This is a genomic window from Oribacterium parvum ACB1 (genome assembly GCF_000238055.2).
Lineage (GTDB): Bacteria > Bacillota > Clostridia > Lachnospirales > Lachnospiraceae > Oribacterium > Oribacterium parvum.
In genome coordinates, this window is the sequence record NZ_KE148312.1 from 1665441 (window position 1) to 1690281 (window position 24841).

The window sequence follows — 24841 nt, forward strand, 5'->3', positions numbered from 1 at the left end:
GGGCAAAAGTAAAAAAGCAGCATATAAACAGACGAATAAGCTTTTAAAAGAGCTTTTTCCATAAAGTAAAGCAAGAAATCAAATTTAGAATAGAAAAAGGAGAGTAAGAATATGGGAAAGATTATAGGAATTGACTTAGGAACAACCAACAGCTGTGTAGCCGTTATGGAAGGCGGAAAGCCCGTTGTTATCCCGAATGCGGAAGGGATGAGAACCACCCCGTCCGTTGTGGCATTTACCAAGAACGGAGAGAGACTTGTGGGAGAACCTGCAAAGAGACAGGCGGTAACCAATGCGGACCGTACCATTTCTTCCATTAAGAGACATATGGGTACCGATTATAAGGTTTCCATTGACGGAAAGGATTATACTCCGCAGGAGATTTCCGCTATGATTCTGCAGAAGTTAAAGACCGATGCGGAAAGCTATTTGGGAGAGAAGGTAACCCAGGCGGTTATTACCGTTCCGGCTTACTTTAATGACGCACAGAGACAGGCAACAAAGGATGCCGGTAAGATTGCCGGACTTTCCGTAGAAAGAATCATCAATGAGCCGACAGCGGCAGCACTTGCTTACGGTTTGGAGGATGAGTCCGAGCAGAAGGTTATGGTTTATGACCTTGGAGGCGGTACCTTCGATGTTTCCATCATCGATATTGGTGACGGTGTGATTGAAGTGCTTTCCACAAACGGTGATACGCACCTTGGGGGTGATGATTATGATGATCGTATTACCAAGTGGCTTGTAGATGAATTTAAAGCAGCGGAGGGTGTAGACCTTTCTCAGGATAAGATGGCTTTACAGCGTTTAAAGGAAGCGGCTGAAAAGGCAAAGAAGGAGCTTTCTTCCGCAACGACAACCGATATCAACCTTCCGTTCATTACCGCGACAGCTGAGGGCCCGAAGCATCTCGATATGAAGCTTAGTCGTGCTAAGTTTGAAGAGCTTACTGCAGATTTAACGGAGAGAACCGCTATCCCGGTACAGAACTCTCTTCGTGACGCAGGCTTAAATTCTTCCGAGCTTGGTAAGGTGCTTCTTGTCGGCGGTTCCACCAGAATGCCGGTAGCACAGGAGAAGGTAAAGCAGTTAACCGGAAAAGAGCCTTCCAAGAACTTAAATCCGGATGAGTGTGTGGCACTCGGTGCTGCAGTACAGGGTGGAAAGCTTAGCGGAGAAGCAGGAGCAGGCGATGTTCTTCTTCTTGATGTTACGCCGCTTACCCTTTCTATAGAGACACTCGGCGGTGTGGCAACACCTCTTATTAAGAGAAATACAACTATTCCGACCAGAGCTTCTCAGGTCTTCTCTACCGCGGCGGATAATCAGACTGCTGTTGATATCAATGTAGTACAGGGTGAGAGAGAATTTGCAAGAGACAACAAGAGCCTTGGTCAGTTCAGACTGGACGGTATTCTCCCCGCACAGCGAGGTGTTCCGCAGATTGAGGTTACCTTTGACATTGATGCGAACGGTATCGTAAATGTTTCCGCTAAGGATAAGGGAACCGGTAAGGAGCAGCATATCACGATCACTTCCGGATCCAACATGTCTAAGGAAGATATCGATAAGGCTGTCAATGAAGCCGCACAGTTCGAGGCTGCCGATAAGGAAAAGAAGGAAGCGATTGAGGTAAGAAACGGAGCGGATTCCATCGTATTCCAGACCAAGAAGGCTCTTAACGAAGTAGGAGATAAGATTTCCGACAGCGAAAAGTCCGGTGTGGAAGCTGATTTAAAGGCTTTGGAAGATATCCTCTCCGCACATCCGCTCGAAAGCATCACAAAGGATGGCGCAGAGCAGATTAAGGCAGCCCAGGAGAAGCTCATGCAGTCTTCTCAGGCACTGTTCACCAAGGTGTATGAGCAGGCACAGGCAGCCGGTGCAGCAGGTGCAGGAGCTGAAGCGGGTGGCAGCGCAAATGCCGGACAGAGTACCGGAACGGGCAATGCAGATGACAATGTTGTAGACGGAGACTTTAAAGAGGTTTAATCTATAAAACGGATTTCCTTAAGATTCTGTTATAAGTAAAATAAGCATGCAATATTTCGTAGGTGCCGGATTCGGTGCCTACGAATCTTGTGTATGATAAGGATTCCCCTTCGGGGAAAAAAGAATTGGATAAGAGTCCCCTTTAGGGGAGAGGAAGAGAAGAGGATATATAAGAATGGCAGAAAAGCGTGATTATTATGAGGTGCTGGGGGTAGAGAAAAATGCCGATGACAGTGCTATAAAGAAGGCGTATCGTCAGCTTGCAAAAAAATACCACCCGGATGCAAATCCCGGAGATGAGACTGCCGCTACAAAGTTCCGGGAAGCTTCGGAGGCCTATGCGGTTCTGTCTGATCCGGATAAGAGAAAGGCGTATGACACCTATGGTCATGCGGCATTTGATGCCAATTCCGCTGCAGGAGCAAGCTCCGGCTTCGGAGGATTTGACTTTAGCGGAATGGATATGTCGGATATCTTTTCGGAGTTTTTCGGCGGCGGATTTTCCGGTGGAGGGTTCTCAGGAGGAAGAACTTACGGTCGTCGTGCCAATATGCCGGAAAAAGGAGACAATATCCGCGTAGGAATACGGATTTCTTTTGATGAAGCAATAAAGGGCGTAAAGAAGAATATTAAGATTCGGTATAAGGAGACCTGTAAGACCTGTAACGGTTCCGGTGCAAAGCCCGGAACAGAGAAGACGACTTGCCCAAGATGTAACGGTGCAGGACAGGTCAGAATGACACAGCAAAGTTTATTCGGTATGATTCAGCAGGTAACGACCTGTCCGGAGTGTCACGGAACCGGCTCTGTTATCAAGGAGAAATGTCCGGATTGCAAGGGTGCCGGTTATATCAATACTGAAAAAACGATGGAGATTTCGATTCCGGCAGGTATTGATGACGGACAGGCAATCAGGAGAAGCGGCGGAGGAGACCCCGGAAGAAATGGAGGTCCGAGAGGAGATCTCCTTGTAGAGGTTTCCGTAAGTGACCATCCCTTCTTTAAGAGACAGGGAATCAATATTTACTCTACGGAAGCAATCAGCTTTCCAAAAGCTGCTCTTGGAGGAACAACGATTGTGAAGACAGTAGACGGACCGGTTGAGCTGAAGATTGCTGCCGGAACGCAGTCGGAGACTCGTACTCGTTTAAGAGGAAAGGGAGTACCATCTTTACAGAATCCAAATGTAAGAGGTGACCATTATGTGACTTTGGTGGTGGAAACTCCGAAAAAACTGAATAAAAAGCAGAAGGAAGCACTGAAAGCGTATGCCGAAAGCTGTGGAGAAACAGTAGAAGCATAAAAAACATTGTATTGTTGTGTTTTTTATAAAAATTGAATAGGGAGTGTGGAATGTAGTTTTTCCGCACTCTTTTTTTGTGTATAGACTCAAAGAGAAAAATAAAGTAAAGAAAAATGCATAGTAGACTATATTTATAAAAGCAAAGCACTTTCACTAATATAATCTCTTTATTATGACGATACTCCAATGGAGGTAGTGGATAAAGGAGGAGTCATGAATAAGCAGTCGGAGAGTATTTCGAAAAATGATGGTTCTTTAGGAAGTATCTTAGGAAAGATGAAATCATTTGCCGGAAAAAAGGGTTCAAATAAAGAGAAGAAGGAAAAAAGAACATTGAAAGAGTGGAGAGGATGGAAGAATCTCAGTCTTGCGGGACGTATATCCATGGTCCTCTTCATTTCTATGTTATTGGTTTTTGTTGTAATGAACTATTTCCTCATTAAAGTGGCAGGTCGTTCTTTTGAAAAGATTAATTCCGAGTATTTAAGCACGACCACTTCCTTAAATGTAGAAAGAGCAAAGAAATCAATTACGCTTGCCGAGAACACGGCAAAAGCAATTACGGACCATCTGGAGGAAATGTATAAAGAAAAGGATACGGAAAGTCCTTCAGAACCCAGCGCCTTAAAGGATTCGATTTTACTGACTCCCCATCGTGCCTTTGAAGAGCATTATATTTTGGATTCTGTCTGGGAAATGATTCGGCATGATGAGCACATTATTGGTGCCGGAGTCTTTTTTGAGCCGAATGCTTTTCAGAGTGATGTTCCGGAATATGCCATGTACCTTGGACGGGATAATGGAGATGAGAATAAACGCTTCTTTAAGTTTTTGGATTATAAATTTTATGGAGATGGTGCCGAGGAGTACTATACAAAAGTTTCCAAAGAAAAAAAGAGCCATGTTGTGGATCCATTTGTTTCCAGTATTACAGGAGAAACTATTTTTGTTTTGGTAGTTCCCATCTTACATCAGGATGAATTCAAAGGAGCAGTTGTAGTTGATTTAAATATTACTATGTTTAACTCTTTGGGAAAAGATGATTCCGGAGAGAATGCAAAGACGTTCTTTGATGTGATCAATCATGACGGAAAATTTGTGTACAGTTCTAACCCTGAAGCGGTAGGAAAGAATATTGCGGAATATGTCGGAGAGGATGTTTTTAAAAATACAATTCAATCCGAGTTTGATAAAAGAGAGGTTTTCCACGTAAAAGATAAGTTTCGTGTGCGCTATTTTTCGCCGCTTTCCATCGCGGGAACCGACTGGTATGTTCAGTCGGCTATGCAGATAAAAACCTATAATGCTGCAAAGATACAGTTGCTTTATACTTTGAGTTTTGCGGAACTTTTAATATATATTGTAATTCAGATTATTATTTTCATAATAATAAGGCGTGCACTGAATCCGCTCGGAGAACTGGCAAAGGAAAGTGATAAAATTGCGGACGGTAATTTTAGCATTGCGATATCCTATCCCTATCAGGATGAAATCGGCCGTTTGATTAAGAGTTTTGGTCACATTATTGAACGCCTTACCTATGTTGTATCGGATTTGCAGGGAAAGCTTGGAGCATTTTCGTTAGGAGACTTCTCGGTCGAAATCAATGAAGATGAGAATTATAAGGGGGATTTCCATCCCATACTTCTCTCTTTACAGGAAATATCCAGAGGACTGAACAGTGCTTTAAAAGATGTACAGGGATCTTCTGCTGAAGTAAGCAACAGTGCAGGACAGGTGAGCAGTATGGCGCAAAGGATTTCTGCAGGAACTTCCAAGCAGGCGTCTTCCATTTCGGAACTTTCCGAAACGATGCAGGGTATCTCCGAACAGATTCACCATACGACCAAGCAGGCAGAAAAAGCGCAAGAGTTGGGAGGACTGAGTGGAAATCATGTAGAAACCAGCAACCAAAAGATGCTGGATATGCAGGGTGCAATGCAAGACATCACGGAAAAATCCAAAGAAATCGGGAAGATTATTAAGACAATCGATGATATTGCTTTCCAAACCAATATTCTGTCTTTAAATGCGGCTATTGAGGCCGCACGCGCAGGAGAGGCAGGAAAGGGTTTTGCGGTAGTTGCAGATGAAGTAGGAAATTTGGCAAAGAAATCGCAGGAAGCAGCACAGAATACATCTATTCTTATTGAGGAAACGATAGAGGCAGTGCAAAAAGGAGCAAAGTTCACGGAGGAAACTGCCACAGCTTTGAATTCGGTTTCTCAAAGTACAGAGCAGGTTAATAATTTGATATTGGAAATCTCTAGAGCCTCTGAAGAAGAGTCTGAAGGCATCAACAAAATCAGTAAGGTCGTCGAAGAGATTTCTGCTGTAGTACAGGAAAATTCCGCAACGGCAGAGGAGAGTGCGGCAACCTCACAAGAACTGTCAGCGCAGGCCAACATGATGAATGATCTTGTAGACAGCTTTAAGTTAAGATAAAAAGCAGTAATTCATATTGGGAAAACGGAGAGGCGGGAGGCTATACTTTCCGCCCCTTTTTTATTCTTAACCGCTATAGTTTATGCAGCGTGCGGTTTCTCACCCTATGTGAACACCGAACGCAAAGCGAGGAGAATTCCTTTGGACTAGAAGAAGTCAAAGAAAATCAAAGGAAATTTTTAGGATTGTTAAAAAAAAAACTAAGTGACTTTCTTAAAGAAATATGTATAATAAAGAGCGATGGGAAGAGTATTAAAGAAAGAAGGAGAAGAATATGGCAAATTTGGATTTAACAAAGTATGGCATTACAGGAACAACGGAAATTGTACACAATCCCTCTTATGAAACCTTATTCAAAGAGGAGACGGCGGATTCCTTAGTGGGGTATGAGAAGGGTACAGTTAGTGAATTAGGTGCTGTAAATGTAATGACCGGCATTTATACCGGGCGTTCTCCCAAGGATAAATATATTGTAATGGATCAGAATTCCAAGGACACGGTTTGGTGGACCAGTGAAGAGTATCCGAATGATAACCATCCTGCATCGGAAGAAGCATGGGCTTGCTGTAAAGAGCTCGCTAAGAAGGAGCTTTCCAATAAGCGTCTTTTTGTAGTGGATGCTTTCTGCGGTGCAAACAAAGATACCAGAATGGCAGTTCGTTTCATCGTGGAGGTGGCTTGGCAGGCACACTTTGTGACCAATATGTTCATTAAGCCCTCAAAAGAGGAATTAGAGAACTTTGAGCCGGACTTTATCGTATATAACGCTTCCAAGGCGAAGGTAGAGAACTATAAGGAGCTTGGACTGCATTCCGAGACTGCCGTGATGTTTAATATTACAAGTAAGGAGCAGATTATCTTGAATACCTGGTACGGCGGAGAGATGAAGAAGGGGATGTTCTCTATGATGAACTACTATCTGCCTCTTAAGGGTATTGCTTCCATGCACTGTTCTGCCAATACCGATTTGGACGGAAAGCACACCGCTATTTTCTTCGGCCTCTCCGGAACAGGAAAGACAACCCTTTCCACCGATCCGAAGAGACTCTTAATCGGGGATGACGAGCATGGCTGGGATGATAACGGGGTATTCAACTTTGAAGGCGGATGCTATGCCAAGGTCATTAACCTGGATAAGGATTCTGAGCCGGATATTTACCGTGCGATAAGAAGAGATGCTCTTTTAGAGAATGTAACCGTAGATGCTAACGGAAAGATTGATTTTAAAGACGGAAGCACCACGGAGAATACTCGTGTATCCTATCCGATTAACCATATTGAGAAGATTGTACGCCCTGTTTCTGCAGCACCTGATGCGGAAAATGTTATTTTCCTTTCTGCAGATGCGTTCGGCGTACTGCCTCCGATTTCCATCCTTACTCCGGAGCAGACTGAGTATTACTTCCTTTCCGGCTTTACTGCTAAGCTTGCAGGAACAGAGAGAGGTATTACCGAGCCGACACCGACCTTCTCCGCTTGTTTCGGACAGGCATTCCTCGAGCTTCCCCCCACAAAGTACGCTGAGGAGCTTGTTAAGAAGATGAAGAAGACCGGCGCTAAGGCATACCTTGTAAACACAGGTTGGAACGGTTCCGGAAAGAGAATTTCCATTAAGGATACCAGAGGAATCATCGATGCTATCTTAAACGGCGATGTAGCAAAGGCGGAGACCAAGAACATTCCGTTCTTTGATTTTGAGGTTCCGACCGCACTTCCCGGTGTAGATCCGAAGATTCTGGATCCGAGAGATACCTATAGTGATGTTAAAGAGTGGGAAGACAAGGCAAAGGATCTTGCAGGAAGATTTGTGAAGAACTTTAAGAAGTATGAGAATTCCGAGCTTGGCAAGAGTTTAAAGAATGCCGGTCCGAAGTGCTAATTGTAAATTTAAAATAAAGACATTTTTAATTGTGAGTGCATGTACTTAAGATTAAGAATGAAAAGCAGAAAAGCGATTGTGAGAAATGGATAAGATGCTTCGCATCTGTCCATTTCTTTTTTGCACAGAAAAGAGATATAAATGCATTTTTTCATCTTAAAGATTCGTGTTTTTTGATAAGAAGGCAGGAAAACTGTAAAAATTACATTTTTCATTGCGAATCCATGTAAATATTCTTAAGGCGTCTTTCCTAGCGAAAAGAGCTTTGCTATAATGCAGAAAGAAAAAAACGGGAGGAAGAAAATTGGAAAGTAGAAAGAGGCGAACCGCAAGAAGCAGAAGTTTTAGCAGAGAGAGGGAAGAGTACTCGGATTTGGATATCCCCATTAGCAGAGGGGAAGAGCAGAGAAGAACTGTAGAGAAAGGAAACGGTAGGGCTGATACTTATGAGGAAGAAGCCTACCATCATCCGAGAAGACAGAGGGGAAGTGAAAGCAAAAGGGGGAAAAGGAAGAAAAGCAATCTTTTAAAAGGAGCTCTTTTCTTAGTTTTATTTTTATGCGGAATCTTCTTTTTATGGCGCTTTATTTCTCCATATATCGGAAGCCAATATCGTACTATTGCCATCTTCGGTTTGGATAGTCGTGACGGAACAAAAGAGGCGGGTGCCCTTTCCGATGTGATTATGCTTGCCACAATTAACAAAAGAAGCGGTGAGATAAAGTTATGCTCCGTATATAGAGATACCTATGCGGAAATCAATGGAAATGGAAAGTATCATAAGATGAATGAAGCTTATTTCCTGGGCGGACATGAGCAAGCGATAGCGGCATTGGAACGGAATCTGGATATTCATATTGACGATTATGTAAGCTTTACTTGGTCTGCTGTTGCCAAAGGCATTTCTGCGTTGGGGGGAGTGGATCTAGAACTTTCCGATGCGGAGTTTTATTACATCAATGCCTTTATCACGGAAACAGTACAGTCCACAGGGATTCCTTCCGTTCATTTAGAGCATGCGGGGGAAAATCATCTGGATGGGATTCAGGCTGTGGCGTATGGACGACTTCGTCTGATGGATACGGATTTTAATCGTACGGCAAGACAGAGAAAGGTTTTAAGTCTTGCGATGGATAAGGCGAAAAAGGCCGGACCGGTGAAAATGGTCTCCGTAGCAACGCAGGTTTTACCGGAAATCTCCACAAGTATGAGTATGGCCGACTTTACAGATTTGGCAACACAACTTGGTCGTCTGCATCTTGGAGAGACCTCGGGCTTCCCCTTTGCAAGGACTACAATGAAGCTTAGGAAAATGGATGTGGTTATTCCGGCTACCTTGGAAAGCAATGTTGTCAGCCTCCATACCTTTTTGTACGGTGAAGAAAATTATCAGCCTAGCAGTACGGTTAAAAATATCAGTGCGCATATTGCAGAGGTGTCCGGAGTAACGAAGCCTATGGAAAATGCTGAAGAAGCGGGAACCGGGGGCGGAACGGTAAGGAAAAAGGATAAGAAGCAGGAAGGAAATTCGGAAAAGAAAAAAGAGGGAGAGAAGCAAGAATCATCCACTGAGCAAACGAAAGAATCCAAACTTGAAACGGAAGAGGAAAGCTCTTCACGAGAAGAAGAATCTTCCATAGAAGTCAAGAAAGAATCGAAAGAGTCAAAGACAGAGGAAGAAGATAAGAATACAGGCGGAAACAGCTCCTTCGGGCCTGCCGGAGATATCGGAAACAATCAGGAAGAAGGCCCTGAAGAAAATGTAGAAAATCCTTGACAATTTGTGAAAAATTATGTAGTATAACTGAGTCGCCTTTTTTGGCGACTCAAAGATTTAGGGCTATCGCCAAACGGTAAGGCAACGGACTCTGACTCCGTCATTTCAAGGTTCGAATCCTTGTAGCCCTGCTAAAAAAGACTCCTGTTTTCAGGAGTCTTTTTTGTGGCTTCAATCAGACAGTTTTACAAAGAGACAGAGCTTCTTCATCCGCAATCAAAATGACATTCGGATGGAACTGTAGGATGGATGCGGGAACATCCGGCGTAACCGGGCCTTCCAGAACCTTTTGCAGAATAGAAGCCTTATCTTTTCCGGAAACCAAAAGAAGAATTTTTTCTGCATGCATGATGGTGCCGATTCCCATGGTGTAAGCTTCTGTCGGTACGTCTTCTTTTTTTGCAAAGAAACGTTGGTTCGCATTGATGGTTTCTTCCGTTAATTTTACACAGTGCGTCTTTGCGGGGAAGTGATTGCTCGGCTCGTTGAATCCGATATGTCCGTCATGCCCCAAGCCGAGAATCTGTAAATGGATTCCACCCAAGCTTTGAATCAATTCCTCATAGCTTTCACAAGCCTCTTTAGCCTCTTTAAGGGTACCGTCCGGTACATGGGTGTTGGATATTTTGATATTTACATGGTTAAACAGTTCCTCATTCATAAAATAGCGATAGCTGTGGGAGTCCTCCGGAGAGAGCCCTCTATACTCGTCGAGATTTACGGAACGAACAGAAGAGAAGTCCAGTCTCCCTTCCTGATAAAGTTCTCTTAATACTTTATAGGTTCCGATGGGGGTGGAACCGGTTGCCAGTCCCAGTACAGGAAGCTTTCTTTGCACAATTTCTGCTGCAATAAACATAGCTGCTTTTTTACTTAAAGCGGAGTAATCCTTTACTTTTTCAATCTGAATCATGTCATTTCCTCCTAATAAGACATTTTATGCTTGACGAGTATCGCTCGAGTAGCGGGCGGAATCTCATTTAGAACAAAAGTTTCTCGTATGCCGTTCAACTAATAGTTTTTGAATAGTTTATATGCGCTTGTATATTCGGATTTATTATATATCTTTTGTGTGTTCATTATTCCTAAATATCTCGTATATAGTAGCAAAAAGCAAGAAAAAGTACAAGAAGTCGAAAGATGGTAAAAAGAAGATTTTATGCTATACTAGTGGACGAAATTGTATAGGAGGTTAGTAAAGTGTTTTACAAAGAAAAGAGGGAAATGAAACCGAATTATATTTTAGAAATGAGAAAGTTGCGGAACTTGAAAATGAGGGGATACAAAATCTTCGGAGCCCTCATCCTGTTCTTTTTTATTTGTATGAATCTTCTTGCTCTTTCCTTTTCGGTAGAAGCGGAAGGGAGATGGGAGAACAAAGACAATGTCTGGTATTATTATCCGACAGAGGAAGAGCATAGCTTTACCGGTTGGGTACAGAGCCCGGAGTCTGCGCGCTGGTATTTTATCAAAGAAGGAAAGATGCAGACCGGCTGGATGTCATGGAAGGGAAAGTGGTACTTCCTCAATGCAGACGGCGGTATGGCGGAAAAGCAGTGGGTTGGAAACTTTTATGTAGGAGAGGACGGAGCTGTTCTTACAGACAGGGAGTCTCCGGACGGTTGGAAGCTTTCTGCAAACGGATCCTATCTCTTTAAGGGAAAGCCGGTTCAGGAATTGAACGAGAAAACGGCTCGTTATATTAAGGTGCTTATGGAGCATCCGGATGCACGAGCTATTTTCGATAGCCCGAGTCAACTGACTTTGGAAAAAGGGAATAATTACCCGTTCATTATATTTAAAAAAATGAGTCTCTATGATCCGAAAACCTCTGCCCTTCTTTATGAAGGAGATGCCGGATTTCATAATTATGCTGTGCTGGAGTATTACAACGGAACGACAACGGACTATATTCGGGCAATGGATTTGATGCAGATTCGAAGTATCTCCGGAAAGCAGGTATTTATTGATCCTGCAGGCTTTATAACCTATGTTGCGGGGGATAAACGATGACCTTACAACAACTTAGGCAGATTATCATGGTGGCTGATTCCGGTTCTATTAATGAGGCCGCAAAGCGTCTTTTTATTACACAACCGAGTTTAAGCGCAACCATAAAAACAGTGGAAAATGAGACCGGAATCGAAATCTTTAATCGTTCCAACAGAGGGATTATTGCGACAGCGGAGGGAGAGGAATTTTTAGGCTATGCAAGGCAGGTATCCGAGCAGTATCAGCTTATGGAGGATAAATATCTTACAGGAACACCGTATAAGAAGAAATTCGGTGTCTCCATGCAGCATTATACCTTTGCGGTAGAGGCCTTTATTCACCTGATTCGGCAATACGAAGAAGACAATCTCTATGAGTTTTCCATTTTTGAAGGAAGGACCATAGATGTTATAGAGAATGTGCGAAAGCAGGTCAGCGAGCTGGGCATTATCTATGAAAATGATTTCAATGAAAATGTGATTGGAAAGATTTTGCGAGAGGGGGATCTGGAATTCATCCCTCTTTTCTCCTGTAATATTTATGTATTTATGGCAAAGTCGAACCCTTTGGCAAAGAAAGAAATAATCAAAATGGAAGACCTTATGGACTATCCCTGCTGTACCTTTGATCAAGGAGAACGAAATTCCTTCTATTTTGCAGAGGAGGTTCTCAGCACTTATTCATACAGGAAATTCATCAAAGTAAACGATCGTGCCACGATTTTAAATCTCATGGTCGGCTTAAATGGTTATACACTTTGCTCCGGTATCATCTGTCAGGAGTTAAACGGTCCGGAGTATATTGCGATTCCTCTGGATACGAAGGAAATGATGCGTATAGGCTATATTAAACACAAAAAAATGCGTCTTTCGGAGCTTGGAAAGAAATATGTAGAGGAACTGAAGAAATACGAGATGCAGGAGCCCGGACCGATTAGCAGTTCGGATCGAATCTAGATTGTGAAAAGGCTGTATCCTTTTATAAATCATTCCGATTGGGACGAAATTGCATAAGACGGTCGAAGATGGAATGATTCTTCTTTAAAGATAGGAGTACTATGGTATTGGATAATATTATACTGACAATCTTTTTTTTACGTTTGCAGACGAATATTCCTTTTATAGATCGAATACTTGAAAAGCTTTCGGAGCTTAGCGGTGGTAGAGAGGAAATTGTGCTGCTTGCTCTTTTTATCCTTGTCTTGCTTTTCCTTCTTTTTATAAGAGGAAGAATCAAGAAGGTAAAACAAAAGAAGGCTTTGGAATACCATATTGAGGAAAAGGATAAGTATCATATCAGTATGGAAAAAAAAGATTTATCGAGCCTTGTTTCCCTTCTTATAGAGGGACTTGGAGGAAAAGACAATATAAAGTCTGTCCGTTTCGATGCAAAAAAGCTCAAGGTAAAAATTGTGGAGTATGCGTTAGTACAGGAAAATATTTTACGTATGGCGGGTTTTCCCGGTATTGTTCGCCCCAGTAAGGATGAAGTACATCTTCTTGTCGGAGACGAGGCAGGAGGGCTTTGTGAGGCATTGCAGAATTTAAACTTGTAGTAAGAAAAAACAGATTCAGGTGGAGATTCAATACAGGCATTCAATAAAGGCATTCAATAAAGGCATTCAATAAGTAGATGTCCTGCATAAAACGAGCAGTATTCTGCTCGGCTTTTTCGAAGGACTGAAAATCCAGAAAGAATAGGAGGCGGAATGAAAAAAAGCTATGAAATTGATATGACGCGTGGCGTTATTTTTCCTAAAATCTTAAGCTTTAGCCTGCCTCTTATGTTTACCGGAATGCTTCAGCTGCTTTTTAATGCTGCTGATGTAGTTGTGGTGGGACGTTTTGTCGGTCCTAAGGCAATGGCTGCGGTGGGATCTACAGGGACAATTGTTTATCTTTTGGTGAACCTGTTTTTGGGATTGGCTCTTGGGGTAAATGTTTGTATTGCCCAAAGCATCGGAGCGGGAAAGCGGAAGGATACGGAAGAGGTTCTGTCTACTGCGTTTTCAGCCGCAATTCTATCCGGTATTTTTGTTTTGCTTTTGGGAAATATTGTCATTCGTCCCTTACTCGTCATGATAAAGATTCCGGACGATGTTTTTTTGGACGCGGAGACTTATCTCCGCTACTATTTTTGGGGAGTTCCTTTTCTCATTCTCTATGATTTTTTGGCGGCTGTTTTTCGGGCTGTGGGAGATACAAAAAGACCGCTTTATACCCAGATTGTAGCCGGTGTTATCAATGTTATTTTAAATCTACTTTTTGTGATTCAATTGGGGCTTGGGGTAAAGGGAGTCGCGATTGCAACCAGCATTTCCGAGAGCTTTTCTGCTGTAGTGCTTTTTGTTTTACTTTTAAAAGAAGAGGGAGCTCTAAAGTTAAGATTGAGTAAATTAAAGATTTATCCGAAGAAGTTGTACCGGATTTTTCAGATTGGTATTCCTGCAGGAGTACAGGGGATACTCTTTTCCATTTCCAATTTGGTGATTCAATCGGCGTTAAATTCCTTTGGATCCACAGCCATGGCGGGAGCGACCATTTCCGGAAATATTGAAGGATTTGTTTACATCGCCATGAACTCGATTTCTCAGGCTATGCTTTCCTTTACCAGTCAAAATTTGGGTGCAAAGCAGTATAAAAGAATTAATGAGATACTGAAGAACTGCATTTTGGCCTTGGCTATGATTGCGGTAATCAGCAATATCTTGGTTTTCCTGTTCTCCAAAAATCTTGCTTTCCTTTTTACGGATTCGGAAGAAGTTGTGCGTTTTGCAAGAGAAAGGCTGTTTATCATTGTGGTACCCTATTGTCTCTTTGGACTAATGGATATTTTTGTGGGAGGCTTACGTGGATTTGGATATAGTTTTCAGCCAATGATTATCAGTTTAATCGGAATCTGCCTCACCAGAGTTTTTTATGTTTTTGTACTTTTCCCGATTCCTGCCTTTCACGGACTGAAGCAGCTTTATATCAGTTATCCGGTAAGCTGGACACTGAGCGTTCTATGCTTGGGGATAATGTATAAAAAGATTAGAAGTCAATTTCCCGATGGCAATGAAGTTTTGCATCCTGTGGAAAACAGTAGGATAGGAGAGATAGGATTAAAATAAAAAATAAAATTGAATAAACAACATTGAATAAATAAAATTGAATAAATAATATTGAATAAATAATATTGAACAAATAGCATTGAACAAACAGCATTGAACAAATAGCATTGAACAAACAACATTTTATAAACAACATCTAATACACAAGAATACGAAATCGTATCCAGAAGAAAAGGAGTAGCATGAGAAATTTAACTTTACTAACAGACTTTTATGAACTGACGATGATGCAGGGATATTTTAAAAGCGGAAAAGCACAGGAAAGAGTGATTTTTGATATGTTTTATCGGCAAAACCCCTGTGGAAACGGCTTTTCTATTTGCTGTGGACTGGAACAGGTGGTGGAGTATATCCGAAATTTAAACTTCAATGAAGAGGACATTGATTATCTCAGAAGCTTGAAAATTTTTGATGAGGATTTCATTGACTATCTCCGCGGTTTTCACTTTACGGGAGATGTATATGCCATTACGGAGGGAACCGTGGTATTTCCGAGGGAGCCTCTCGTCAAGGTCATTGCGCCGGTTATAGAGGCGCAGCTTATCGAGAGTGCTTTACTGAATATTATCAATCACCAGTCTCTTATTGCAACGAAGGCAAGCCGTGTAGTCCATGCGGCAAATGGAGATACGGTCATGGAGTTCGGACTTCGGAGAGCACAGGGGCCTGATGCCGGAATTTACGGGGCGAGAGCTGCCATTATTGCCGGCTGTATAGGGACGTCCAATGTATTTTCCGGAAAGAAATTCGGAGTACCTGTGATGGGGACTCATGCGCACTCCTGGATTATGTCTTTTCCGACAGAGCTGGAGGCCTTTATCACTTACGGAAGGCTTTATCCGGAAAGCTGTATTCTTTTGGTAGACACTTATGATACCTTAAAGAGCGGAGTGAAAAATGCCATTCGCTGTTTTGATACTTTAAAGGCGGAAGGGATTAAGTTAAAGCGTTATGGAATCCGTATGGATTCGGGGGACTTGGCTTATCTTTCCAAGAAGGCAAAAAAAATGCTGGATGATGCAGGCTATACGGATGCGATTATCTCTGCGTCCAATGATCTCGATGAAGACTTAATCAGCTCTTTGAAACTGCAAGGTGCGACCATCAATGCATGGGGTGTCGGAACGAAGCTCATTACTTCCGAAAACCAGCCCAGCTTTGGCGGTGTGTATAAGCTTGCGGCGATTATGGGTGAGCATGGAGAGTGGATTCCGAAGATTAAGCTTTCCGAGAATTCCGAGAAGATTACCAACCCGGGAGACAAGCAGATTTATCGTATTGTGCAGAAAGATAGCGGAAAGGTTTTTGCGGATTATATTTGCCTCGCGGAGGAGAAGTTTTCCACTGATGAGGATTTAACTTTGTTTGATCCGGTGGAAACCTGGAAGAAGAGCACCCTGGAAGGCGGAAGCTATACGATGGAGCCTCTGCTCAAGCCTATTTTCGAGGGAGGAAAGCTTGTATACAGTTGCCCGAGTGTGGAAGAAATTACAAAACATGCCAAAGAGGAGCTGAACAGACTCTGGGATGAGTGTAAGCGTCTGAAGAATCCGCATAATGTGCATGTGGATTTATCGGATAAGCTATACGATATGAAGATTAAGCTTTTAAATGAGTATAGATAGACGCTATTTAAATATGCATAGAGCTTAGAAGAATAAGAGAAAGTGTTTTAACTTTCTCTTATTGCTGCGTAATGCATCTTAGGATTTCTTGCTTTATATGTTCTAAATTATTATAATAGGACGGATAATGCTTAACGAAGGAGTGAATCATGTTTAAAAAAGTAGATACCAATATGAACTTTGTGGAAAGGGAGAAAGAAGTCGAGGAGTTTTGGAAAAGGGAAGATATTTTCGAAAAATCCATCGAGGAGCATAAGGGCGATCAGTCCTATGTCTTCTATGACGGTCCTCCTACTGCAAACGGAAAACCGCATATCGGTCACGTGGAGACCAGAGCATTTAAGGACATGATTCCCCGTTACCATGCCATGAAGGGAAATATGGTTCCGAGAAAAGCCGGTTGGGATACCCACGGACTTCCGGTAGAGCTGGAAATCGAGAAGGAAATCGGCATCAACGGGAAAGAGCAGATTGAGGCCTACGGTGTCGCTCCTTTCATTGATTTATGTAAGAAAAATGTTTGGAAGTACAAGGGAATGTGGGAGGACTTCTCCTACAAGGTAGGATTCTGGGCAAATATGGAAGATCCTTATGTGACTTATCACGACGACTTTATAGAGTCGGAGTGGTGGGCCTTAAAGGAGATTTGGAAGAGAAAGCTCTTATATAAGGGCTTTAAGGTTGTGCCCTACTGTCCCCGTTGCGGAACCCCGCTTTCCTCCCATGAGGTAGCGCAGGGCTATAAGGAGCTTACAGAGCGCTCCGCTGTGGTGCGTTTTAAAATAAAGGGTGAAGAGGGCTATTTCCTGGCTTGGACAACTACGCCTTGGACACTTCCCTCCAATGTGGCACTTTGTGTGCATCCGGACCTGGACTATGCGAAGGTCAAGGCTTCGGACGGGAATCTCTATATCCTTGCCGTAGCACGTCTTGACGCTGTACTTTCCGGCCTTTCGAAAGAGGGCGAAGAAGCCTACTCCGTTTTGGAAACCTGTAAGGGGAAAGACCTTGTAGGACTTAGCTATGAGCCTCTTTACGCCGGTGCAGAGAAAGAAGCGGAGAAGCAGCACAAGAAGGCTTGCATTGTGGTTTCCGACCACTATGTCAGTGCGGAAGACGGTACCGGTATCGTGCATATTGCACCTGCATTCGGTGAAGACGACGGTCGTATCGGAAGAGAGAATGATTTGGCTCTCGTGAAGTTCGTAGACAGTGAAGGAAAACTCACGGAGGAAACGCCTTTCTTCGGTATGCGTTGTAAGCCGACGGAGAAGGAAGTGGAAGAGGGAGCAATCAGTGCCGATCCCGAGGTTTTAAAGGACCTTGATAAGAGAGGCCTGCTTTTTGATGCACCGAAGATGACGCACAGCTACCCGCATTGCTGGCGCTGCGGAACACCGCTTATTTACTACGCAAGAGAGAGCTGGTTCATCAAGATGTCTGCCGTAAAGGATGAACTGGTTGCCAATAACAACACAATCAACTGGATTCCGGAGTCTATCGGAAAGGGACGATTCGGTGACTGGATTGAGAACGTGCAGGACTGGAGCCTTTCCCGTGACCGTTATTGGGGAACTCCGTTAAATATCTGGGAGTGCGAGGGTTGCGGACACCAGGATGCAGTCGGTTCCATTTCCGAATTACAGGAAAGAGCAGAAAATTATCAGGACGTTTTAAACAAGTTAAAGGCGGAGGGCGATAAGGGCTATTCTTCCGACTATGTCGGCTATGAGCATATTGAGCTCCATAAGCCCTATGTGGATATGCTTACGATTCCTTGCCCGCACTGCGGAAAGAGGATGAAGAGAGTACCGGAAGTAATTGACTGCTGGTTTGACAGCGGTGCCATGCCTTATGCGCAGCACCATTATCCTTTTGAAAACAAGGAGCTCTTTGAGTCTCAATTCCCGGCGCAGTTTATCTGTGAAGCGGTAGACCAGACCAGAGGTTGGTTCTATTCCCTACTTGCGGAGTCTACCTTACTGTTCCATAAGGCTCCTTTTGAAAATGTTCTTGTTCTCGGCCATGTGCAGGACGAAAACGGGCAGAAGATGAGTAAATCAAAGGGCAATGCCGTAGACCCGATGGAGGCTTTACAGAAGCACGGTGCCGATGCGATTCGCTGGTTCTTCTATACGAACTCCGCGCCCTGGCTTCCGAACCGTTTCCATGACGGAGCGGTAGTGGAGGGACAGAGAAAGTTCCTTTCCACTCTTTGGAACAGCTATGCTTTCTTCGTTTTATATGCCAATATTGATGATTTTGATCCGACAAAATACAGCTTAAATTACGAGAGTCTGTCTCCGATGGATAAGTGGCTGCTCAGTAAGTTGAATACTTTGATTGCTACGGTAGACAATAATTTAGCGCAGTTTAAGATTCCTGAGGCGGCCAATGCTCTTGAGGAGTTCTGTGATGAGCTGTCCAACTGGTATGTAAGACGTTCCAGAGAGCGTTTCTGGGCAAAGGGCATGGAAGAAGATAAGGTCAATGCCTATATGACGCTTTATGAAACACTGGTGACTTTCACAAAGCTTGCGGCACCGCTAGTGCCCTTTATTACGGAGTCCATCTATCGTAACCTTGTTTGCTCCGTGGATGCATCTGCTCCAAAGTCGGTACACCTTTGTAAATACCCTGTTTCGAATCCTGCTTACATCATTCAGGATTTGGAGGAAAATATGGACGAAGTGCTGGCTCTTGTAAAGCTTGGAAGAGCAGCGAGAGAAAAGGCACAGGTAAAGAACCGTCAGCCGCTTTCCGTAATGTATATTTCCGGTGGAAAGGCGCTGGAAAAACAGTATGAGAGTATTGTTAGGGAAGAGCTTAACTTAAAGTCCATTGCATTTAAGGAAGACTTATCCGACTTTACTGCTTATATCTTTAAGCCGCAGTTAAAGACGGTAGGACCGAAGTACGGTAAGCATTTACAGGAAATTCGTACTTATCTTTCAGAGCTGGACAGCAAGGCGGGAGTCAAGGCTCTCGAAGAAGGGGCTATCCGCTTTACAGCAAAGGACGGTACTGCGATAGAACTTTCCAGAGAGGATTTATTGATTGAGTCCACGAAGAAGGACGGTTTTATCACGGAAGAGGACGGAAAGCATACCGTGGTATTGGATACAAACCTTAGTGATGAACTGAAGGAAGAGGGCTTCTTAAGAGAAATTATTTCCAAGGTACAGACCATGAGAAAGGAAGCCGGTTTCGAGGTTATGGACCGTATTCATCTTTCTGCGAAGGGCAATGAAAAGCTGATTGCTCTTATGCAGAAGTTTGAGAAGGAGCTTTGCAAGACTGTTCTTGCTGATGCGCTTTCCTTTGAGGAATTAAAGGGCTATGTAAAGGACTGGGATATTAACGGAGAAACTTTAAGTCTTTCCGTGGAAAAATGCTAAAACGCTTTTTTAATATAATTTAAAGAGACATTTTGTCGCTTTATAAAGAAGAAGCTGTTTTGTTGATGGGTCTTAGAAAAAAGAAAAACATAACAGAAAAAAGTTGGGGACCGAGGAAGGCATATAAAAACAGCTATAAAAAATGGTAGAGGGAGTTTAAGGAGGCGCAATGCAAAAGTTTGATAAAGCCATGTTGAAAAAGGAAATAGAAAACAATGCCAGAAAGCTTTTCAGACGAGAACTTACAGAACTAAATGAGAAAGAAGCTTTTCATGCTGTAGCTGCAGCAATACAGAATCAGATTATTGATGACTGGATTCTTACCACAAAGCGTGCGGAAGAGGAAGATCGAAAAAGAGTTTACTATCTTTCGATGGAGTTTTTGATGGGAAGAGCTCTTGGAAATAATATCTTAAATCTTTCCGCTCACGAAGAAATAAAGGAGGTCATTGAGGAGCTTGGATTGAATCTTTCCGCATTGGAAGATGCGGAGCCGGACTGGGCTCTTGGAAATGGAGGCCTTGGAAGACTGGCTGCCTGCTTCTTAGATAGTCTTGCAACTCTCGGATATTGGGCGTGTGGCTGCGGTATCCGTTATAAGTACGGTTTTTTTAAACAGCAAATCGTAGACGGATACCAGAAGGAAGTTGCCGATGACTGGTTAAAGGACGGAAATCCCTTTGAAATCCGTAGAGCGGAGCTTGCCAAGGAAGTGCGCTTTGGCGGATGGGTAGAAACCGTACAGGAGGCGGACGGAAGACTTCGCTTCGTACATAAGGGCTATCAGTCTGTAGAAGCTATACCTTATGATACACCGGTAGTCGGCTATGACAATCATATTGTAGACACTCTTCGCGTATGGGATGCCAAGGCAAAGGAAACCTTTAGCCTCGATGAGTTTGATAAGGGAAATTATCAGAAGGCGGTGGAATCCGCCAATATGGCAAGAAATATCGTAGAAGTGCTTTATCCGAACGACAACCACTATGCGGGTAAGGAATTAAGACTTCGTCAGCAGTATTTCTTTATTTCCGCGTCCGTCCAGACTGCGGTGGATTCCTATGTGAAAAAGCACGACGGTGATGTCAAGCATCTTGCGGATAAGCTTGCTTTCCAGTTAAATGACACCCATCCCACTGTGGCGGTTGCAGAGCTTATGCGTGTTTTGATGGACGATTATCATCTGACTTGGGATGAGGCATGGGAGATTACTGTAAATACCTGTGCTTACACGAACCATACCATTATGGCGGAGGCTTTAGAGAAGTGGCCGATTGAGCTGTTCTCCAAGCTTCTTCCCCGAATCTATCAGATTGTGGAAGAGATTAATCGTCGTTTCTGTGAAGATGTACGAAAGAAGTATGAAGGAAACGCCGAAGCAAAGATTGCCAAGATGGCAATCATCTACGATGGACAGGTTAAGATGGCGCATCTTGCGATTATCGGGAGCCATGCGGTAAACGGTGTTGCAGCCCTTCATACGGAAATTCTGAAAAAGCAGGAATTGAAGGATTTTTATGAAATGTACCCGGAGAAGTTCTCCAATAAGACCAACGGTATTACCCAGAGAAGATGGCTGCTTCATGCGAATCCGGAGCTTGCCGAGTGGGTAACGGAGAAAATCGGAGACCGGTGGATTACCGACTTATCTCAAATTGAGAAACTCGCAGTCTATGCAGAGGATAAAAAGGCGCAGTCGGAGTTTATGGCGATTAAGCGCCATAACAAGGAAAGGCTTGCTCGTTATATCTTTGAGCATAACGGCATTAAGGTGAATGTAGACTCTGTCTTTGATGTAATGGTAAAGCGTCTCCACGAGTATAAGAGACAGCTTATGAATATCCTGCATGTGATGTACCTTTACAACCAGATCAAGGATCACCCGGAGAGAGAGTTCTATCCGCATACCTTTATCTTCGGAGCAAAGGCGGCAGCAGGATATAAGACGGCGAAGCTTACGATTAAGTTGATCAATAGTGTAGCCGAGGTCATCAATAACGATGCTTCGATTAAGGACAAGATTAAGGTCGTATTTATTGAGGATTACAAGGTTTCTTCCGCAGAGGTTATCATCCCGGCAGCGGACTTCTCCGAGCAGATTTCCACCGCCTCGAAAGAGGCTTCCGGTACTTCCAACATGAAGCTGATGTTAAACGGTGCTTTAACCATCGGTACGATGGATGGGGCGAATGTGGAGATTGTCAAAGAAGTCGGCGTGGAAAATGCCTTTATCTTCGGAATGAGCAGTGATGAAGTAATAGAGCTGGAGCACAACAGAAGCTATAAGCCCATGGACATTTTCAACAATGACCAGGAAATCAGAAGAGTACTTATGCAGCTTGTGAACGGCTTCTACAGTCCGGAGGATCCGGAGCTTTTCCGCCCTCTTTACGATTCCTTACTGAATACCAAGGAGTCTGACGTGGCAGATCGTTATTTCATCTTAAAGGATCTTCGCGCGTATATGCAGGCGCAAGAAGAGGCGGTAAAGCATTTCCAAGATAGAGAATGGTGGGCAAGAGCCGCCATCCTAAACACCGCACATGCCGGAAAGTTCTCTTCGGACAGAACGATTGAAGAGTATGTTAAGGATATTTGGCATCTGGATAAGATTGAAATGTAAGGTGGAAATATAAGTTTGCAATCCGAAGTTGTTTTCTTTTACAAAAGAAAAGGGGCAGTTTTTTGAAAGCGGAAATATGACTTTGCCTACAGTCTTATATGCAAAATGAGAAAGTAGCTCGTTTCACAATGGAGAAGGTATGGATGTTCAGCTGCAACTGGATTTAAACGAAGAGGAGGAAAGGGGATTTAAAGACCTGATTCTCCTCTGTAATCAAGAAGATAAAACAAACTATGATACAGCGCTGGATTATGACTTTTTCTATAGTATTCGGAATGAAGAGAAGAAGGAAAGCGGCTTAAAGGAAGACTATCTTGCAATCCTCATGGGATATAAGCTTGGGGAACAGGAGGAGGGGAAGGATATTCTGCTTTGTACTGTGTTTATACATCCCTTTATGCGAGGGCAAGGACTTTTTACCATGCTTAGCGAAAGTCTTTACGATGACTTTCGGGAGAAGAGAATTCGTTTTATTAGGAAGACCAAAGAAGAGTCCTTTCTTCATTTTCCTTACCTCTATTCTGAATATTTTCTGGAAAAAACGCTGGAGCATCCTGTTGTTTTTCCGGGAGAGAGAAAGAGTTATCCTTTTGGAGAGGTATTTTTTTCTGCTTACAATGAAAAAACACTTTACCTTTACGGGCTTATGGTAGAGAATAGGTTCAGAGGACAGGGAAAGGGAGAAGAAATACTTAGAGATTGCCTGGAACAGGGAGAGTACGGGCAGTACGAGAAGGTCATTTTACAGGTTGATTCCCGGAATATGCCGGCTATGAAGCTTTATACAAAAATGGGCTTTGCTGTGCAGGATTGTCTATCTTATTACAGCGTGGAAAGAAAGAGGAGAAGAGATGGAAAAGATATATAAGGTTATGAGAAATGCAGGTGGAGCTTCTATTGCTATGGGTGTGGTGCTTATCACAATCGGACTTGTTACCGGTATTTTGTCTATTATTGAAGGAGCAATTCTCCTTAGAAGAAAAGAAGATTTGACATTTTAGGAAGAAGAGAGTATGCGTGCAAGGGAAATGACCAGGAACAGATGGGCAGCTGTGTTGTTTTTTGCGCTCTATATTCTTCTCCTTTTTTATTTGCTGTTCTTTTCCGAGTTGAATGGAAGAGGTCTCTTAAACAGGGAGCACATGAGCTATAATCTCTATCCGTTTCGAGAAATCAAACGTTATATTTTTCACTGGAAGCAGATTGGTTTGCTCAGCTCGTTTTTGAATCTTTTTGGAAATATCATCGGTTTTGCGCCTTTGGGCTTTTTGCTTCCATCCTTCTCCGGACGTTGCAGGAAGTATTGGTATAATACGGTTATGGCAGGATATCTCTTATCTTTTGGGGTAGAGCTGGTTCAACTGCTTTTAAGAGCGGGCAGCTGTGATATAGATGACGTTATCTTGAACACAACGGGAACCTTGCTCGGGTATTGTTGCTTCCGTTTGGTGCAAAGAAAAAGGAAGAAGAGAAGGCAGAAAAGAGAACTGTAGTCCGGACTTCACAATCGGGAGAAAGACATTGGAGAAAGAAAAGAGATATTCCTATATCAGAAAGAAATTGGCAAGAGGTACTGTGGGAGCTTGTATCCTTTCCGGATTGGCTCTCCTTCTTTTTTTATTCTGTATTTCCTATTCTTTTTACAGACATGGAGAGGCAGGTATGGTGATTGCTGCGATTGCGCTCCTTTCTGTTCATTTTTCCGCCTTTTCACTTCGCTTTGCTATTCCTTTGGAGAGGGGAAAATTTTTAGAAAAACGACCGATATATCTTGCGATAGGATTGGATATCCTTCTTCTGTTCTGTTGGCTGTTTTTCTTATTTTTGGGAATCAGAGGCTGATTCTTACGAAAAAAAACTTTTTTTCGTAAGGCTTGTTTAATGTGATTTTGCTATAATGAGGAGCATATGGGAGAGAGATTACAGCTTTCATTAGAACGAATCAAAGCGATTCCGGATGAAGTGGATCAAAACAGCTCTTACGGCATTTTTTTTGCGTCCTTAAGTAAGTTTTTTTGCGGAAATAAAAGAGAAATGCCTTCGCTTCTTCAGGAATGTATGGAGTTCTGTGATAAATATTTATTTCCAAAGGAAGCGTTGGAAAAGGATGAGCTGGGAGATATTCTTTCTGTTCTACTGTATACTTCCCTTGGACTAGTATATGAGCAGGAAGAAAGAGCAATCTGTCGGGTGTTGGAGCTTTTTATCGAGCTGTATTTACAGTTTAAAAACAGTTCCGCACCGGACAGGAAGTGCCTAAAAGATATTCTCTACGCTCATTTTTATGATTATACCGGAGAGTTCTTGGAGGAATGGAAGGACTATATTCAAGGAGTATCCTGCAAAGAAAGCGATATTCCCGGAAGGCATAATTTGCTTTTCCCCCTTTTCTTTTTAGGAAGCCCGGCTTCTTCTTATTTCTCGGAGGAGTACGAAGATGCACATCGAAACGATATTGCGCTCATTTTGGGGAATCGCTTACTTTCTCATATAGAACGGGAGTGGAGACGTCTGGACAGTAAAAAGCACTGTCTTTTTGGAAATCATTCTCCGGTGTCGGAAGGCTTGGGTGAGTCGGAAAAAGAAAGAGAGACGGGAGAAGTGACGTGGAAGTCTTCTCCACATGCGTTGTCCTTTCATGAGCATCAGAAAAAAATTTTAAAGATTTTTTTGAAAGAACTATAGAGTAATAAAA

Annotated in this window: 18 protein-coding genes and 1 tRNA gene; 18 read left to right on the forward strand and 1 reads right to left on the reverse strand. The window is 43.0% G+C overall.

Annotation, left to right across the window (positions count from 1 at the left end; genetic code table 11):
• The first annotated feature begins 111 nt into the window (after positions 1-111).
• From dnaK to HMPREF9625_RS07480, 6 genes are all read left to right on the forward strand, one after another.
• Positions 112-1992, forward strand: coding sequence for a molecular chaperone DnaK (dnaK, locus tag HMPREF9625_RS07450; RefSeq protein ID WP_009534085.1), 1881 nt, complete (start codon positions 112-114; stop codon positions 1990-1992).
• A 175-nt stretch (positions 1993-2167) separates the two neighbouring features.
• A complete protein-coding gene (gene dnaJ / locus HMPREF9625_RS07455; RefSeq protein WP_009534086.1) occupies positions 2168-3295 on the forward strand; it encodes a molecular chaperone DnaJ in 1128 nt (375 codons plus the stop codon).
• Positions 3296-3508: 213 nt separating this feature from the next.
• Entirely contained in the window at positions 3509-5740 is a 2232-nt protein-coding gene (locus tag HMPREF9625_RS07460) for a methyl-accepting chemotaxis protein (protein ID WP_009534087.1), read from the forward strand.
• A gap of 274 nt (positions 5741-6014) precedes the next feature.
• Positions 6015-7619: a phosphoenolpyruvate carboxykinase (ATP) gene (gene pckA / locus HMPREF9625_RS07465; RefSeq protein ID WP_009534088.1), complete on the forward strand. Its 1605-nt coding sequence runs from the start codon at positions 6015-6017 to the stop codon at positions 7617-7619.
• A 304-nt stretch (positions 7620-7923) separates the two neighbouring features.
• Positions 7924-9396, forward strand: coding sequence for an LCP family protein (locus HMPREF9625_RS07475; protein ID WP_009534089.1), 1473 nt, complete (start codon positions 7924-7926; stop codon positions 9394-9396).
• Positions 9397-9455: 59 nt separating this feature from the next.
• Positions 9456-9527 (forward strand) — tRNA-Gln (locus HMPREF9625_RS07480).
• A 44-nt stretch (positions 9528-9571) separates the two neighbouring features.
• Here the strand turns inward: HMPREF9625_RS07480 and nagB are convergent.
• On the reverse strand, positions 9572-10309 hold the full coding sequence (gene nagB / locus HMPREF9625_RS07485) for a glucosamine-6-phosphate deaminase (protein ID WP_009534090.1): 738 nt from the start codon (positions 10307-10309) through the stop codon (positions 9572-9574).
• 287 nt (positions 10310-10596) lie between these two features.
• On the opposite strand from nagB, the gene HMPREF9625_RS07490 reads away from it, so the two are divergent.
• The 12 genes from HMPREF9625_RS07490 (at position 10597) to HMPREF9625_RS07545 (ending at position 24831) form a co-directional block, all read left to right on the forward strand.
• Positions 10597-11409 (forward strand): hypothetical protein, encoded by an 813-nt coding sequence (locus tag HMPREF9625_RS07490; protein ID WP_009534091.1) that lies wholly within the window; start codon positions 10597-10599, stop codon positions 11407-11409.
• On the forward strand, positions 11406-12344 hold the full coding sequence (locus tag HMPREF9625_RS07495) for a LysR family transcriptional regulator (protein WP_009534092.1): 939 nt from the start codon (positions 11406-11408) through the stop codon (positions 12342-12344). The genes HMPREF9625_RS07490 and HMPREF9625_RS07495 overlap by 4 nt, the downstream gene beginning before the upstream one ends.
• Before the next feature lie 101 nt (positions 12345-12445).
• A complete protein-coding gene (locus tag HMPREF9625_RS07500; RefSeq protein ID WP_009534093.1) occupies positions 12446-12943 on the forward strand; it encodes a PTS sugar transporter subunit IIB in 498 nt (165 codons plus the stop codon).
• Positions 12944-13096: 153 nt separating this feature from the next.
• Positions 13097-14500 carry an MATE family efflux transporter gene (locus HMPREF9625_RS07505; protein WP_009534094.1) on the forward strand — a complete coding sequence of 468 codons (1404 nt, stop codon included), beginning with the start codon at positions 13097-13099 and terminating at the stop codon, positions 14498-14500.
• 182 nt (positions 14501-14682) lie between these two features.
• On the forward strand, positions 14683-16125 hold the full coding sequence (locus tag HMPREF9625_RS07510) for a nicotinate phosphoribosyltransferase (protein WP_009534095.1): 1443 nt from the start codon (positions 14683-14685) through the stop codon (positions 16123-16125).
• A 149-nt stretch (positions 16126-16274) separates the two neighbouring features.
• Complete coding sequence (gene ileS / locus HMPREF9625_RS07515; protein WP_009534096.1) at positions 16275-19523, forward strand: isoleucine--tRNA ligase; 3249 nt, start codon at positions 16275-16277, stop codon at positions 19521-19523.
• A 169-nt stretch (positions 19524-19692) separates the two neighbouring features.
• Positions 19693-22146, forward strand: a complete 2454-nt coding sequence (locus HMPREF9625_RS07520) for a glycogen/starch/alpha-glucan phosphorylase (protein ID WP_009534097.1) — start codon at positions 19693-19695, stop codon at positions 22144-22146.
• A gap of 139 nt (positions 22147-22285) precedes the next feature.
• Positions 22286-23014 carry a GNAT family N-acetyltransferase gene (locus HMPREF9625_RS07525; protein ID WP_009534098.1) on the forward strand — a complete coding sequence of 243 codons (729 nt, stop codon included), beginning with the start codon at positions 22286-22288 and terminating at the stop codon, positions 23012-23014.
• Positions 22998-23147 (forward strand): hypothetical protein, encoded by a 150-nt coding sequence (locus tag HMPREF9625_RS11375; protein ID WP_009534099.1) that lies wholly within the window; start codon positions 22998-23000, stop codon positions 23145-23147. The genes HMPREF9625_RS07525 and HMPREF9625_RS11375 overlap by 17 nt, the downstream gene beginning before the upstream one ends.
• 12 nt (positions 23148-23159) lie before the next feature.
• Positions 23160-23639: a VanZ family protein gene (locus tag HMPREF9625_RS07535; protein WP_009534100.1), complete on the forward strand. Its 480-nt coding sequence runs from the start codon at positions 23160-23162 to the stop codon at positions 23637-23639.
• Between the two features lie 28 nt (positions 23640-23667).
• Positions 23668-23988, forward strand: coding sequence for a hypothetical protein (locus HMPREF9625_RS07540; RefSeq protein WP_009534101.1), 321 nt, complete (start codon positions 23668-23670; stop codon positions 23986-23988).
• A 66-nt stretch (positions 23989-24054) separates the two neighbouring features.
• Positions 24055-24831, forward strand: a complete 777-nt coding sequence (locus HMPREF9625_RS07545; RefSeq protein ID WP_009538262.1) for a hypothetical protein — start codon at positions 24055-24057, stop codon at positions 24829-24831.
• Positions 24832-24841: the final 10 nt, after the last annotated feature.

Bases quoted from the DNA above. Each gene is read 5' to 3' on its own strand.
- dnaJ (WP_009534086.1), top strand. From the start codon at position 2,168: ATGGCAGAAAAGCGTGATTATTATGAGGTGCTGGGGGTAGAGAAAAAT.
- pckA (WP_009534088.1), top strand. From the start codon at position 6,015: ATGGCAAATTTGGATTTAACAAAGTATGGCATTACAGGAACAACGGAA.
- HMPREF9625_RS07495 (WP_009534092.1), top strand. From the start codon at position 11,406: ATGACCTTACAACAACTTAGGCAGATTATCATGGTGGCTGATTCCGGT.
- nagB (WP_009534090.1), bottom strand. From the start codon at position 10,309: ATGATTCAGATTGAAAAAGTAAAGGATTACTCCGCTTTAAGTAAAAAA.
- HMPREF9625_RS07535 (WP_009534100.1), top strand. From the start codon at position 23,160: ATGCGTGCAAGGGAAATGACCAGGAACAGATGGGCAGCTGTGTTGTTT.
- HMPREF9625_RS11375 (WP_009534099.1), top strand. From the start codon at position 22,998: ATGGAAAAGATATATAAGGTTATGAGAAATGCAGGTGGAGCTTCTATT.
- HMPREF9625_RS07500 (WP_009534093.1), top strand. From the start codon at position 12,446: ATGGTATTGGATAATATTATACTGACAATCTTTTTTTTACGTTTGCAG.
- HMPREF9625_RS07460 (WP_009534087.1), top strand. From the start codon at position 3,509: ATGAATAAGCAGTCGGAGAGTATTTCGAAAAATGATGGTTCTTTAGGA.
- HMPREF9625_RS07520 (WP_009534097.1), top strand. From the start codon at position 19,693: ATGCAAAAGTTTGATAAAGCCATGTTGAAAAAGGAAATAGAAAACAAT.
- dnaK (WP_009534085.1), top strand. From the start codon at position 112: ATGGGAAAGATTATAGGAATTGACTTAGGAACAACCAACAGCTGTGTA.
- HMPREF9625_RS07525 (WP_009534098.1), top strand. From the start codon at position 22,286: ATGGATGTTCAGCTGCAACTGGATTTAAACGAAGAGGAGGAAAGGGGA.
- HMPREF9625_RS07505 (WP_009534094.1), top strand. From the start codon at position 13,097: ATGAAAAAAAGCTATGAAATTGATATGACGCGTGGCGTTATTTTTCCT.
- HMPREF9625_RS07545 (WP_009538262.1), top strand. From the start codon at position 24,055: ATGGGAGAGAGATTACAGCTTTCATTAGAACGAATCAAAGCGATTCCG.
- HMPREF9625_RS07510 (WP_009534095.1), top strand. From the start codon at position 14,683: ATGAGAAATTTAACTTTACTAACAGACTTTTATGAACTGACGATGATG.
- ileS (WP_009534096.1), top strand. From the start codon at position 16,275: ATGTTTAAAAAAGTAGATACCAATATGAACTTTGTGGAAAGGGAGAAA.